Annotated in this window: 11 protein-coding genes and 1 pseudogene; 6 read left to right on the forward strand and 6 right to left on the reverse strand. The window is 67.7% G+C overall.

The window, feature by feature from the left end; all coding sequences use genetic code 11:
- The first annotated feature begins 82 nt into the window (after window positions 1–82).
- From MBA17_RS24940 to MBA17_RS24960, 5 genes are all read left to right on the forward strand, one after another.
- Window positions 83–772, forward strand: coding sequence for a site-specific integrase (locus tag MBA17_RS24940; RefSeq protein WP_238498987.1), 690 nt, complete (start codon window positions 83–85; stop codon window positions 770–772).
- Window positions 685–1,107 (forward strand): tyrosine-type recombinase/integrase, encoded by a 423-nt coding sequence (locus MBA17_RS24945; RefSeq protein WP_455432839.1) that lies wholly within the window; start codon window positions 685–687, stop codon window positions 1,105–1,107. Before MBA17_RS24940 ends, MBA17_RS24945 begins: the two co-directional genes overlap by 88 nt.
- Window positions 1,104–1,355 carry a hypothetical protein gene (locus tag MBA17_RS24950; RefSeq protein ID WP_238498989.1) on the forward strand — a complete coding sequence of 84 codons (252 nt, stop codon included), beginning with the start codon at window positions 1,104–1,106 and terminating at the stop codon, window positions 1,353–1,355. The genes MBA17_RS24945 and MBA17_RS24950 overlap by 4 nt, the downstream gene beginning before the upstream one ends.
- Window positions 1,345–1,788: a DUF6262 family protein gene (locus MBA17_RS24955; protein WP_238498990.1), complete on the forward strand. Its 444-nt coding sequence runs from the start codon at window positions 1,345–1,347 to the stop codon at window positions 1,786–1,788. The genes MBA17_RS24950 and MBA17_RS24955 overlap by 11 nt, the downstream gene beginning before the upstream one ends.
- Window positions 1,789–2,006: 218 nt before the next feature.
- Window positions 2,007–2,681 carry a recombinase family protein gene (locus MBA17_RS24960; protein WP_238498991.1) on the forward strand — a complete coding sequence of 225 codons (675 nt, stop codon included), beginning with the start codon at window positions 2,007–2,009 and terminating at the stop codon, window positions 2,679–2,681.
- Window positions 2,682–3,177: 496 nt separating this feature from the next.
- Here MBA17_RS24960 and MBA17_RS24965 read toward each other — a convergent pair.
- A pseudogene (locus MBA17_RS24965) lies at window positions 3,178–3,456 on the reverse strand (GFA family protein); the annotation flags it as partial.
- A gap of 224 nt (window positions 3,457–3,680) precedes the next feature.
- On the opposite strand from MBA17_RS24965, the gene MBA17_RS24970 reads away from it, so the two are divergent.
- On the forward strand, window positions 3,681–7,499 hold the full coding sequence (locus tag MBA17_RS24970) for an NB-ARC domain-containing protein (protein ID WP_238498993.1): 3,819 nt from the start codon (window positions 3,681–3,683) through the stop codon (window positions 7,497–7,499).
- A gap of 78 nt (window positions 7,500–7,577) precedes the next feature.
- On the opposite strand, the gene MBA17_RS24975 is transcribed toward MBA17_RS24970, so the two are convergent.
- The 5 genes from MBA17_RS24975 to MBA17_RS24995 all read right to left on the reverse strand — a co-directional run bounded on the left by MBA17_RS24975 (window position 7,578) and on the right by MBA17_RS24995 (window position 13,402).
- The gene (locus tag MBA17_RS24975; RefSeq protein ID WP_238498994.1) at window positions 7,578–7,985 is read right to left on the reverse strand and encodes a hypothetical protein; all 408 of its coding nucleotides are present in this window, start codon (window positions 7,983–7,985) and stop codon (window positions 7,578–7,580) included.
- The gene (locus MBA17_RS24980; protein WP_238498995.1) at window positions 7,982–10,126 is read right to left on the reverse strand and encodes a site-specific integrase; all 2,145 of its coding nucleotides are present in this window, start codon (window positions 10,124–10,126) and stop codon (window positions 7,982–7,984) included. Before MBA17_RS24980 ends, MBA17_RS24975 begins: the two co-directional genes overlap by 4 nt.
- Window positions 10,123–11,856 (reverse strand): hypothetical protein, encoded by a 1,734-nt coding sequence (locus MBA17_RS24985; protein WP_238498996.1) that lies wholly within the window; start codon window positions 11,854–11,856, stop codon window positions 10,123–10,125. The genes MBA17_RS24980 and MBA17_RS24985 overlap by 4 nt, the downstream gene beginning before the upstream one ends.
- Window positions 11,853–12,842, reverse strand: coding sequence for a site-specific integrase (locus MBA17_RS24990; RefSeq protein ID WP_238498997.1), 990 nt, complete (start codon window positions 12,840–12,842; stop codon window positions 11,853–11,855). The genes MBA17_RS24985 and MBA17_RS24990 overlap by 4 nt, the downstream gene beginning before the upstream one ends.
- Window positions 12,843–12,907: 65 nt before the next feature.
- On the reverse strand, window positions 12,908–13,402 hold the full coding sequence (locus MBA17_RS24995) for a site-specific integrase (protein WP_238498998.1): 495 nt from the start codon (window positions 13,400–13,402) through the stop codon (window positions 12,908–12,910).
- Window positions 13,403–13,578 lie beyond the last annotated feature (176 nt).

Genomic DNA, 13,578 nt, shown 5'->3' on the forward strand with positions numbered 1-13,578 from the left:
CAGAGGTTGATGCATTGACCCCCTGAGACCATCATCGTTATCTACAGGCGCTTCGGGATTGTCTTGGACGTCCAGCAGGAGGGTGATCGCGTCCGGGACCTGCGTGGTGGATGTGGTTATCTACCTGCCGTCCATCACGAAGAACCCTGGAGTGCGGATGCTTGTTCAGCGGGTGATGATGCCTGCCTCGCGGGTGGAGTCCTGGACGGTGCTCGGTGACGACGCCGTTCCGGTCGCGCCGATCGAGCGGTACCTGACGTACCTGACCGACATCGAGCGGTCCCCGAACACGATCAAGGCATACGCCCACGATCTCAAGGACTGGTTCACCTTCCTCGGCCAACTCGGCCTGGACTGGCGGGAAGTCCGCCTGGAGGACGTCGGCGAGTTCGTGGCCTGGCTGCGGCGGCCGCCGCAGGCCCGCGGCGGCGCGGTCGCAGTGCTGCCGTCGGTTGAGCATCACTGCGGCGAGAGTACGGTGAACCGGAAGCTGTCGGCGGTATCGGCGTTTTATCAGCACGCTGCCCGGCATGGCCTTGATCTGGGAGAGTTGCTGACAACCTGGCAGCCGGCCGGCCCGCGGGGGACGGCGTGGAAGCCGTTCCTGCACCACATCAGCAAGGGCCAGCCGCAGCGCCGGCGGGCGATCTCGTTGAAGGTTCCCAAGAAGCTGCCGCGGGTGACTTGCTGTTCCCCAGGCCGGGCAGCGAACCTGGCGCCGGCCTGGCTCTTACCTACTTCCTCTACCGGACCGAGATGCTCGAGTGGGTGAAACGCTGCGACATCCGTGACGAGTACGGCCAACCCGTGCATCTGACCGCGCACCAATGGCGGCACACGCTCGGCACCCGGCTGATCAACCGTGACGTTCCCCAGGAGGTCGTCCGCCGAATCCTGGATCACGACTCCCACGAGATGACGGTACGATACGCCCAGCTCAGCGACACCACGATCCGCCGCCACTGGGAGGCCGCCCGCAAGGTCGACATCAACGGCGAGGCCGTCACCCTCGACCCGGACGGGCCGCTCGCCGAAGCGGCCTGGGCCAAGCAGCGAGTCGGCCGCGCGACCCAGGCTTTGCCAACGGCTACTGCAGCCTCCCCGTGATCAAGACGTGCCCGCATGCCAACGCCTGCTTGACCTGCCCGATGTTCGTGACAACGCCGGAGTTCCTCGCGCAGCACCGTCAGCAGCGCGAGCAACTGTTGCAGATCGTCTCTGCTGCCGAGGCCCGCGGCCAGCTCCGCATCGTGGAGATGAACAAGCAGGTCCTCGGCAGCCTCGAGAGCATCATCGTGGCTCTGGAGACCGACACGACCAGCAAGGACACCGAGGCGGTGACCGATGCGGACTGACAACTCCCGGCACCTGATCACCGCGGCCCGCACGCGCCACGAGTACACCCGGTCCAAGGCGATCCAGGCGTTGCGTGAGCTGGAATCGGCCGGAGCCCCGGTGACCTTCGAGGCCATCGCTCACAAGGCCGCAGTCTCTCGATCATGGCTATACACCCAGCCTGACCTGCGAGCCGAGATCGAACGACTCCGCGAGCAGACCCACGCCTCACCGACGACAGCAGTACCACCTCGGCAACGAGCGTCCGAAGCCTCGCTGCTCCAGCGACTCGAAACCGCCAACGCGCGGAACCGGCAGCTCACCGAAGAGAACCGTCGGCTCCGCGAGCAACTCGCGCGAGCGCTCGGCGATCTGCGCGCCGCTCGCCTCGCCCCTCCAACGCCCGCTCACCATCGCGGTGGGCGCGGTTCCGTAACGATCGACCCGTGTTGATCGCGCAACCAGACCGCCCCGACACAGACCTTCTGGTCACTGGCCACAACGCGACGCTGCTGGTCAGCGGATCGTCTTCGCGAAGAACTGAAGATAACCATCGTTTATTGACAAGATCACGAAAGTGGCGCTGGAGGCCCGGAAAGCCTTCAAAACTCCTTCAACAACCCCGGTGGTTCAACAACCCCGGAACACCGTTTGTTGACAGAATGACGGCCATGATCGACGCCCTGGGGCCGCCCGCCGACCCGCTGGCCGCCTTCCCCGCCCACCGCAGCGAGATCCGCATCGGCTACGCCCGCGTCTCCACCGGCGGCCAAACCCTCGAACGGCAACTCGACGCCCTCACCGCGGCCGGGTGCCGGCGCATCTTCCACGACAAGCGATCCGGCAAGACCGCCGAACGGCCCGAATTGAAGGCGTGCCACGCGTTCCTCGCCGAAGGCGACACCCTCGTTGTCCCCTCCCTGGACCGCTACGGCCGTTCCCTCGCCGACCTCATCACCATGGTCGGCGACCTGCGCCGCCGCGAGATCGGCTTCACCTCACTGCACGAGAACCTCGACACCACCACCCCCGGCGGACGACTCGTCTTCCACGTCTTCACGGCCCTGGCGGAGTTCATCCGGGAACTGATCGTCGCCGGCACTCGCGAGGGCCTGGCCGCGGCCAAGGCCCGCGGCTGTACCGGCGGCCGGCCCACGGTCATCAACGCCGACCTGCTGCGCGCGGCCCGCGACATGCTGCCCAACCCCGAGCACTCGATCACGAGCATCGCCAAACTGCTCGGGGTGAGTGCGGGGACGCTGTACAACCACATCCCCGACCTTCGCCAGCTCCGCGGAAGCGGCCACGCCAAAGAGCTGGCCAGCGGTCAGAGACCGCCAGCGTAAGAGGACGTCGTCGATGACGAACCCGAGATCGCGGGGGTAGTGCTGGCTTGGGCACCCGGCGGCCTGGTCGAGGAGGATGACCTCAGCACCCCGGCTGCGCAGCAGGTTGATCAGAGTGTCCTGCTGCGCGCGTACCTTGGCCGTGGAGTACGGCGCCCACGTGCTGGTGGTCATCTGCCGGGCGAGGACCGCGTGAACACCGGGGCCTTCGAGGTCGCGGGTGAAGTCGCCGGCGTGGCGCATGGCGACGCGCCGTAGGGTGCCGTATTCGCTGGTGGCGTGTGGGGTGAGCACGGTCGGCCTCCATAGGAATGCCTGGGCTGGAAGACTTGGCTGACGCAGAGCCCGTCACGGTGGACGACGCGGCTGCGGCGGCGTCGTCGCTGTCCCCCAAGCCGTGCCCCGGGTAGTGAGCAGGTCTCAGGGCTGCTCACTACCCAGCGACCCGCCGACGTCAACCGACGGTGCTGTGCCGGGTGTCGGGCACCTGGGGCAGTCAGGAGACCGCGTCATCCCGGAAGGATTGGTTGACGGGGATGAGGTCGACCGCGTCGTCCAGCGCGCTGAGAGTGATCGCGATGCTGGTCTCGCCGTCGTCCAGGGCGCACAGCTGGCTGCCGCAGAACTGGCAGAACCCGCGCTTGGTCTCGCCCACGAATGTGTAGTACCAGGATGGCTCGCCGCCCTCGCCAGTCCAGACGAGACCGGTCAGGAGGAAAGACACCCACGACATCATCGGGCCGCCGCCGAGCTTCTGGCAGTGCGGGCAGCTGCACGTTTCCCTGTCAAGTTCTTGTGTTCAGCTCGGTGGGCTGGCTGAGGGCTGGCTGGGCCAGCCCGGGCCGCGCTGGAACAGCAGCGGAAGGCTGGCTTCTCCTCCGCTGCGCCGGGTTGCAGCATCACGCTGACCCGGTAGGGGAATGCCGATAGTGTCCCGTTCTCGACGGGAACCAGTGCGGCTTTCGGGGGCGCCGGATGCGGGGACGGACATTCGCGGTGGTGACGGTCCTTTTCTCCGTCATCAACCTGTTGCTGGCAGCCGCCGTGGCGATTGCAGCGAACGCGGCAACGAGCCAGGACCGCTGGCCCGGAATCCTGGACCAACTGCGCCGGTACCCCTGGCCCTGGGTTGGAACTCTGCTCGGCATCTCCGTGGTCGCCATCATCCTCGTGACCTGGCTGCAGGTGCGCCCGCAAGCTGGCCAGGACGATCCACCGCCGCCACCACCCGCGGCCGTGCCGGAGTGGTTCGTTGCGCGGTCAGAAACCCGGCAAGCCGTCAATGCGGTGGGACGCTGGCGTGTCCGGCCCGTGGGCATCACCACGGGCCTGTCCGGGGCTGGCGGGTTCGGCAAGACCACTCTCGCCACCGCGGTGTGCGCCCACTGGCGAGTGCGATGGCTCTACCGCCGCCGGATCTACATGGTCACCATCGGCCGTGACGTCAGGGGTCGAGCTGCCGTCGCAGCCAAAGTTGCCGAAGTCACCCGGTTCATCACCGGCGACACCGTGGAGTTCGACGATCCTGACCTGGCCGGCCAGCACTTGGGTGGTCTCCTCAATCAGCGCCCTCGCACGTTGCTCGTTCTGGATGACGTCTGGGAAGACGAGCAACTGGCCCCGTTCCGCCACATCGGCCGCCGCTGCGTGAGGCTGATCACGACGCGAAACCCGTCCCTTCTCCCATCTGGCAGTCGCCGAATCCACGTCGACCAGATGGCACCACAACAAGCCCGGGCACTACTGACCTGGCGTCTGCCCTCCATCCCGGGGGACTTGCTCGACGGCCTCCTCCAGGCCACCGGCCGGTGGGCGCTATTGCTACGGCTCACCAACCGGCTGATCGCGGAGCAGACCGCAACCGGTGCCGACCCTAGTGATGCGGCCCGCAACGCACTGCAGCAACTGCGCACCCGCGGTCCCGCCATGGTGGATGATCAAGCTGCATCCTGGGGTCTCGACGATCCCCGAGAACGCAATCGAGCCGTCAAAGCCACGATTGAGGCAGCCACCCAGCTGCTGCCCCCGGGCGCCGCTGACCGGTTCACCGAACTGGCGATCTTCGCCGAGGACGAGGCCATCCCTGTTGCGCTGGTCACCATGCTGTGGCAGGCCACAGCCGGGCTCACCGAAACACAGACTCGCACCCTCTGCGCGACTTTGGAACGACTCTCCCTGATCGCCCTCTCCCCCACCCAGGGCGGCCGGATCAGCCTCCACGACGTCATCCGCGATTACCTATGCGCGAACCTCGGCGACGCCAACCTGAGCGCTCTCCACAGCGTGCTCATCGACAATACCGCCGCAACCTTGCCCGCCGGGGAACCCCTCGCGGCAATCACTCCGGCCCCCAGCCGTGCCTGGTGGCAACTGCCCGACGGATACCTCGTGGATCACCTCATCGAGCACCTCCAGGCAGCTGGCCGGACCACGGAAGCTGAAGCCGCAGCCGGCGACATCCGCTGGGTGGAGGCCCGCCTCACCCAACGGGGTCCCACCGCCCCGTTGAGCGACCTCGCACATATCGACACCCCGCAAGCTCGCGCCCAGGCCCGAGCCCTCGCACGAGCCGCTCACCTCCTGACGCCGACGAAGCCCGAGCGCGCTCTCGTCGGCATCTTGTACAGCCGCCTACAGGACCAACCGGAGTGGCGCGAACAGGTAATCGCCCGCCAAACCGATCCCGCCCAGCAGCCTGTCCTCAGCAACCAATGGCCACTACCCGATATCGACCCAGCCCTCCAACAAATCCTCACCGGCCACGACCAGTGGTCAGTACAGTCGGTGGCGATCTCCCCCGACGGCACCTGGCTCGCCGCCAGCAGCTACAAGGAGGTGCGGATCTGGGACCGGGTCACGGGAAGGTGCACCACCACCCTCACAGGCCACAGACACTTTGTGGATTCGGTGGCGATCTCCCCCGACGGCACCTGGCTCGCCACCAGCGACCTGAGGAGGGTGCAGATCTGGGACCGGGTCACTGGTACCCGCACCGCCACCCTCACCGGCCACGACAGCGTGGTGCCCCAGGTGGCGATCTCCCCCGACGGCACCTGGCTCGCCACTATCTGTCACGACAAGAAGGTGCGGATCTGGGACCGGGTCACAGGAAGGACGGGGCGGATCTGGGACCGGGTCGGGAGAAGATGTACCGCCACCCTCACCGGCCACACCGACTCCGTGCGCTCGGTGGCGATCTCCCCCGACGGCACCTGGCTCGCCAGCACCGGCGACGACAGGACGGTGCGGATCTGGGACCGGGTCACAGGAAGGACGGGGCGGATCTGGGACCGGGTCGCGAGAAGATGTACCGCCACCCTCACCGGCCACACCGACTCCGTGCAGTCGGTCGCGATCTCCCCCGACGGCACCTGGCTCGCCACCGGCGGCAACGACAAAACGGTGCGGATCTGGGACCGGGTCACAGGAAGGTGCACCGCCACCCTCACCGGCCACACCCACTCCGTGCAGTCGGTCGCGATCTCCCCCGACGGCACCTGGCTCGCCACCGGCGGCAACGACAAAACGGTGCGGATCTGGGACCGGGTCACAGGAAGGTGCACCGCCACCCTCACCGGCCACACCCACTCCGTGCAGTCGGTCGCGATCTCCCCCGACGGCACCTGGCTCGCCACCGGCGGCAACGACAAAACGGTGCGGATCTGGGACCGGGTCACAGGAAGGTGCACCGCCACCCTCACCGGCCACACCCACTCCGTGCTGTCGGTGGCGATCTCCCCCGACGGCACGTGGCTCGCCAGTACCGGCGACGACGGGACGGTGCGGATCTGGATCCCTGATGGTGTTGTGTCTTCAGACGCTAGGCGAGCCGGCAGCGTGTCCTCGATTGCGATTTCAGCTGATGGCACATGGCTCGCCACTGGCGGCGGCGACGGCAAGGTGCGGATCTGGGACCGGGTCACTGGAAGATGTACCGCCACCCTCTCCGGCCACGGGGGCTGGGTCAGCTCGGTGGCGATCTCCCCCGACGGCACCTGGCTCGCCACCAGCAGCTGGGAGGAGGTGCGGATCTGGGACCGGGTCACAGGAAGGTGCACCGCCACCCTCACCGGCCACACCGGCTTGGTCAGCACGGTGATCTCCCCCGACGGCACCTGGCTCGCCACCAGCGGCGACGACAAGAAGGTGCGGATCTGGGACCGGGTCACAGGAAGATGTACCGCCACCCTCTCCGGCCACGGGGGCTGGGTCAGCTCGGTGGCGATCTCCCCCGACGGCACCTGGCTCGCCACCGGCGGCAAAGACAAGAAGGTGCGGATCTGGGACCGGGTCACAGGAAGGTGCACCGCCACCCTCACCGGCCACGGGGGCCGGGTCAGCTCGGTGGCGATCTCCCCCGAGGGCACCTGGCTCGCTAGCAGCGACGACAGGACCGTGCGGATCTGGGACGTCGGCACCAGGGCATGCACCGCCATCCTCACCGGCCACACCGGCTTTGCCGGCCAAATAAGCTCGGTGGTGATCTCCCCCGACGGCACCTGGCTCGCTAGTAGCTGCAGCTGGGATCAGGTGCGAATCTGGGACGTCGGCACCAGGACATGCACCGCCATCCTCACCGGCCACACTGGCCAACTAAGCTCGGTGGCGATCTCTCCCAACGGCGCCTGGCTCGCCGCCACCAGCAGCGTCAACAAGACGGTGCGGATCTGGGATGCCGTTCGCGGGAGCACAGAGATTTTCATGCGTACCGAAGGGGGCCTGAGCGGGTGCGCTTGGACGCCGGACAGCCGCAGCCTCGGGGTGGTGGGCGGCCGGGGCGTCTATCTATTCGAACTGCTTAGGGAAACACCCGGCTGATAGGGTCCTCTGGTTGTCCGCTTGGCTCCCCCCCCACCTTCTTCGCCCTGTCGGCCTTCGCGGGCGAGGGCGGACTGGTCAGGCGCCGTCCGGGTGAAAAGGGATCACGTTTCCGGGGACGGGTTGGTCTCGGCCGGCGGAGTTCCGGAGGACGAGGACGACGGCTGCAAGGACAACCTGCTCCGCTCGGTGCCGGGATTCGGTCTCGGCAGCCCGGGATTCCTTGAGAGCTTCCTTCAGGCGGACGACCTCTTTGCGGAGTCGCCTTTCGACTTCCGGCGTCTGGTGCGTTTCCGTACGCACCCGCGCGTAGAATTCCTCCTTGAAGTCGGCGTGGCGCTTTTGCAGAGCCATGCGGTGAACACCGGCCTCTGCGGCGAGCGCGACGACCGTGAGGCTGCCGTTGGAGCAGGTGGGCTGGCCAGCCAGGAGGCGGTCCATGGCCGTGCGGATGCGGGAGCGTTCGTCCTCGTGCTGCTGGTTCATGCGATGGCCTCCTCGGCGTACTGGGCGGCGGAGTCGTGGGCGTCGGCGAGAGCACGGAAGCGGTTGGCGGTCAGGCGAAGCCGGTCGCCCAGGGGCTGGGGCACGAGGGCTGCCTTCGCATCGAGCCGATCAGCGTGCTCTCGTGCCGCCTGCGCGTGGCTGTCGGTGCGGACTGCGTTGCCGCAGCCGAGCTGGCAGGCGAACGGGTTGGGTGCCGTCGCCCCGGGATCCGGATCGCAAAGGGCCGTGTCGCGCTTGAAGGCGCAGATGAGGAACGCGTCTGGGTTGTCGAAGAGGACGAGGCCATCGCGCGCCAGGAACTTGGCGGCGGCCTTCGGGGTGGTCAGGGCGCCTTCGAAGCCGGGGATCGAGGTGGCTCCGATGAGAGCCCGCCGAGCGGCCGGGCCGGAGATCTTCTCGCCGGCCGCAGCAGCGTCGCGCAGCCGCGCTGAGGTCTGCGCGGCGGCGAGAACGGTCTCGACGTCGAGCTCCCCGTGGAACCCCCGACGGGCGCGGCTGCCGTAGCCGGTGGAGGTACGGGCATCCAGGGCGGTGCGCATGTGTCCGTACTGGATGGCGAGGGCGACCAGACCGCCGGGGCGGCGGGCGATGTGCCAAGCCAGAGTTCTGCGCAGGCGACTCAGTCCAAGGTTGCCGTGCGGGTCCTCCGGCACCATCTGGGCGTCCAGGCCCTGTGCGGTGGCCTCCTGGTTGATCCACGACACGAGATTCTCGACGCGGCGGTCCAGGGTGCCCCGCTTCAGCGCACCGTGGTGCTTGCGCTGGCCGACGACATCGTGGTGGGTGGAGCTGAACAACAGCTCACCCTTGGGGACGATGCGCTCCAGAACCCGGATGGCGTTCACGACGGGGGTGATAGCGACCCAGGGGACGGCGCGCTCCCCACCAGCGGAGATGTGGTGGCCGTCCGAGTCGCGCACGTTCTTGTAGTGGTGGGCCCGGATCAGATGCCGCGGCATGGAGCCGTCGGGATTCGGTTGCGGGTCCGGGCAGCAGCCGGACCGCAGCGACCGCGCCTCCTGGGGGCGCATCCCGGTCAAATACAAGATCACGATGGCGGCGGCCGTGGCCAGGTGACGCACCAGAATCGGCGTCTCCTCGTAGTCCATGAACTCGCGCCAGAGGCGCCCCTCGACCTGGCCCGTCACCGGCACCTGCATCGGGCTGGGGCCGGGCCGCCGGGCGGCGAGCGCACGGAGCCCGCGCCGAGTAGCGAAGTCGTGGACCTGGTTCCAGCTGGCTCCCGTGACCGCCGCGACGTAGTGATGGGCCAGGGTGATGCCGTGCTTCCGGCTCACTGTGGCGGGCAGGAGAGCCCTGGAATCGACCAGCGGCTGCAGATAGTTCTTGACGGCCGCCAGACCCCCTCGGGTGCTCGGGGTGGCCGTCACGCGGACGTGCATGCGGCGGCGCTCGGCCCAGGCGGCCAGGATGTCGTCGGAGAAGTCCTCGACCAGGCGGATCGACCAGGTCAGCAAGGGGCCGATCACGCTCGGGTCCAGTGGCTCGGTTTTGTTCTCCCCGCCCGCCTCTCCCGTCTCGGCTGGCAGGTAGTCGTCGATGCCCTCGCTCTCCCAGGGCGGCTGCGTAACGCCGCAGGGGCTGGCCGACAGCTGGTCGAAGGCACACAGGTCCGAGAGCCAGTTAAGAACCGTCTGGGCATGAACGCGCGTGCAGCCGCTGCTGGCGATCTTGACGGCGTACGCCTTCCAGTGCTCCATGGTGCAGTCACTGACCTGGGACACGCCTTGCCGGTCGAGCCAGCGCGCGAACTTCATCCACTGCAGGACGTTGTCGCGCATGCTGATCACGCCGTCGCGTGACCGGTTCTGGAAGCCCCGTTCCTGCACGTAGGTGGGTCGCAGTTCGCCGTTGATCAGGACCCAGATGAGGCGCCGGAACTCGCTCCGTAGGGTGGCGGGGCACCTCCTCAAATTGATCTTGTGGATGCCGTCCCCGGGGCTATCGATCAGTGGTCCCATCGACCAGACATCGTCGCTGTACCGGGAGTTGGGGTGGGTGTTGCCGGCGCTGATCCACCGGTCCAGGACCACCGGGCTCTCCGGCCCCGGCAGGGGAAGGATGTAGGGATCGGCCTCGAGGGTCAGAGCTGTCGTCACGGGGCGAGGTCTCCCTTGAGCAGATGGTCGACGATCATTTGGTCGCGGTCGGTGATCCGGGCCAGAGAGGCGTCCCAGGTGCTCTCGTTGACCTTTGTCCGCAGGTCATCGAGTCGCTGGAGGTGTTCGTCCCATCGCTTGCGCCAGAGTTTCTCCGGCCAGCCGGAGCGGAGCGATATCAACTGGCGGCGCAGGAGCGCGAGGCGCGGGTGGTGGCCGGTGTGGACCCGGGAGTTCTCGCAGGACAGGCAGAGCAGGAAGTCGGCGCCGCAGCCCCCGCTCGGGTCCGGCCAGGGGCTGGTCTCCTCGTCCGCGCAGTCCGCGGTTGCGGTCTCCTGGTGGGCCGCGTCGGCCGCGTCCGTGAGCCGCCCCTTGAAGGTGTAGTCGCGGGCCTGTTCGAGGGCCTCCTCGGCGCCGGCCGCGATCACGCCCACGGCGGCCTCCTGGACGTTCTCGTCGGGCAGGACGTAGATGCTCTCGTGGGTGCCACGTTTGTGCTGCAGTGGCTTGCCCGTGGTGGTGACGGTGGTCCTGCGGGCGCGTTGGAAGGGCGAGCCGATCTTGTGAGTTCTCGCCCATACTCGTGCATCGGCCTTGGACACCCCGAAGCACAGCGGGCCGACGTTCCGGGGCCGGTCCAGATTGGAGTCCACGTCAGTACGGCGCCGGTTGCGGGCGACCATCAGCAGGTCGTGGCCGGGTGACAGGGCGGCGGCCAAGGCTCGCCCGTGTTGCGCGGCTTCCAGGGCCTGGGTGATGAGCCGGCCCGGCGAGGCCGCGCCGGAGTCGGTGTAGTTCTCCGTGTCGAACCAGCGCCCCTCACCCGAGCGGCGCTTCTCCACCAGGACCTCGTAGGTGACCGTGGCCGTCTCTCCCGCGGACGGGGTGATAACGGGCACGTGCAGACGGTCGTAGACCGACAGATTCCAGCCGTAGCGGTCCGTCATCATCACGGCCAGGGCCGTCAGTTCCGACCGGGCCAAGAACAGCCGGCCCGTCGTCTTCTCGCGGTTCTTTCCGCGCAGCAGCCCTTCGGCTCGGGTGTAGACCTTCCCGTCTTTGTCCGGGTACCCGGGCAGTTCGCCCGTGGCGGCGATGTGCTCGAGGGCCGTCCCGATCCTCCAGTCACGGCTGTCTGGGTCCAGTGCGCCCGACCGGTAGCGGGCCAGCAGCGCGGTGTTCTCCCGGATCCGCAGCAGCGCGGCACGGAACTGCCGTTCGGCGGCCAGCAGCACCTGGTCGCGCTCCGACGGCCGGTAGGACTGCTTGGACGGCTTGCCCTTCTTCGGAACGGGGCGGGCCAGTTCCTCGGCGGCCAGGCCCTGCGCCAGCCGCGGCTCGCGCTTCAGCAGCGTACGTATCTTGGCCAGGGCCTCGCGCCCACCGGGGCTGTCCTTGTGGTTGTTGCGCCAGAGCCGGAGCGTGGCCGAGGTGAGGTCGCCGAGGTCCTCGGCCGGGTGCCCCTGATCCTTGAGGAACCGGGCGAAGACCTCCACGGACCGCCAATACGACTCACCGCTCGAGTGGCTGTTCCACCCCATGGACTGCTCGGCGAACGCTCGCGCAAGAGAGCAGCACATCGGCTGGGGCACGGCAATGGCGGCGAAGTCGAAGACGCGCTCGAAGCCTTCCTTGTTCACCACGGTGACCTGTAGTCCGTCGGCGGCGATGCGCTGGGTCGCCTGGAAGTCCGCCGGCGGCAGGACGGCCCTGCGGCCCCGCCCGCTCACGATGCCTCCGCGACGGGGAGGGCATCGAACAGCACCTCGATGTCCTGGATCCCGGAAGTTTCCCGGGCCAGCCGGGTGAATAGGCCATTCAGGTCCTTCGTCTGGTCCGTCTCGCCGTGCTCGTCCTCGGTGTCGAAGGCCAGGATCGACTCCAGCTGCAGGTGCATGACCGGGTTGAGGTAGTGCTCCTTCGTCGTCTCAACGTCCCGGTGTCCCAACAGGGTCTTCACCAGCCACCACGGGTCGCCGTAGAGCTGAGCGAAGTCGCGCCGGTCCGCGGCGGTCAGCCCGTACTTCTTGTCCATGAGCTCGTTCAGCACGACCAGCATGTAGAGCGCCATGGAGTGACGCGCGGAATGCGGCGTCGCATACGGGACCTTCCCCCGTACCGCAGCCGACCTCAACGGCCGCAGGACCTCTCGCTCCTCCGGCGTCAACAGAGCTTCCTCGCACCGCTGGTTGGCCTGCCAGAACACGGTGTTCCACCGGTCTGGCAGCATCGGCATGCCCTGCTCGGACAACCACAACCAAGCCGGTTCCGGGCCGTGTGGTCCCTCGACGAACAGCCACTGCCTCTCGCGCCAGTCCAGCAGGCTCAGTTCCCGCCTGCCTGCCGTCCCATCCCGCTCCACCCAGTGCACGACCGGAACCGGGCCAAGCGTCACGTCCGTGACCAGCCGCATCAGCGACAGCTTCTCGTAGCGGCCCTCCACCTGGGCGCGCTGGATAGCCCACGTCCGCTCGGACTCGCTGTAGGCACCGAGCTGGCGTACAGACTCGATCGACGTGGAGTAGGTCCGGTCACGCTTCGACCGCGAAAGGGCGCTGGCCACCAGGCCATGGCAGTAGCGTCCAGATCGAAGACGCCGGGTCGGCACTTCGAACGTCAGCATCGCGCCGGCCTCCTGCCGTCGCAGGCCCGAGCTCAGCGTCAGTCCCACGAACGCGGTGTTCCGCAGTTCGGTTCGCCCGTCCCAGCCGGGCAACGGCGCCCCATCTCGGCCAAGTCCTCGCAGGCCCAGGTCTTGCCACAGACCCCAAGTACGCGGAGTCAGCCACAACACCCGAGAGCTTTGCGCACTTGCCGCCCGGTCCGCGCGACGACCCACATCCACCGGGAGAGGGCTGACCTTCGCCCATTGTAGAGCTGGGTCAGCGCAGCTGCCTCCCGGTTCCACTTCGTTCCGCCGATCCGCTGCGGATTCAACGGAGAGTCGACGCGGAATTCCTTGTACGCCCGCAAATCCGCAATTGTCGCAGCCCGCCAGGGAATACCCCGCCGCCAAAGCCACGACAGCAGTAAACGGATGTCTGTCGCGTAATTCCGACGCGACTCCCGTTCCAAGTCGCGGAAATCCGGCGAGAGGGCGAAGTGCAACAATTCCGCGTCCACGACGAAATCAGGCCGTACAAATACCGGATCACCCGGCCGAAGCCCCACCGCGTCCAAGGCGGCCGGCAGGTCGCAGACCCCCAGCACCCCCTCCTCCGGCAGCGGCCCCCACCGCTCCGGATCCGGCACGAACACCAACCACCACTCGTCCAACTTCCACCCCTGTGAGTCCCTTGAACTCACTCAATCATCAGGGAAGCACGTGTGGGGGTAGTCGGGCTCGCCGGTGAGGGTGAACCGGATCTTCCCGCACAGGCAGCCGCCGGTGCGGACCTCAGGGTCGTTCATCAGATCATCTCTCGTGCGCGGAAGGCCAGTTGGGTCCACCA

The organism is Dolomitihabitans soli (assembly GCF_022213955.1).
Lineage (GTDB): Bacteria > Actinomycetota > Actinomycetes > Streptosporangiales > Streptosporangiaceae > Streptosporangium_A > Streptosporangium_A soli.

What these genes read in the sequence shown, in the direction of transcription:
- MBA17_RS24955 (WP_238498990.1), top strand. Translation starts at nt 1,345, where the DNA reads ATGCGGACTGACAACTCCCGGCACCTGATCACCGCGGCCCGCACGCGC.
- MBA17_RS24960 (WP_238498991.1), top strand. Translation starts at nt 2,007, where the DNA reads ATGATCGACGCCCTGGGGCCGCCCGCCGACCCGCTGGCCGCCTTCCCC.
- MBA17_RS24975 (WP_238498994.1), bottom strand. Translation starts at nt 7,985, where the DNA reads ATGAACCAGCAGCACGAGGACGAACGCTCCCGCATCCGCACGGCCATG.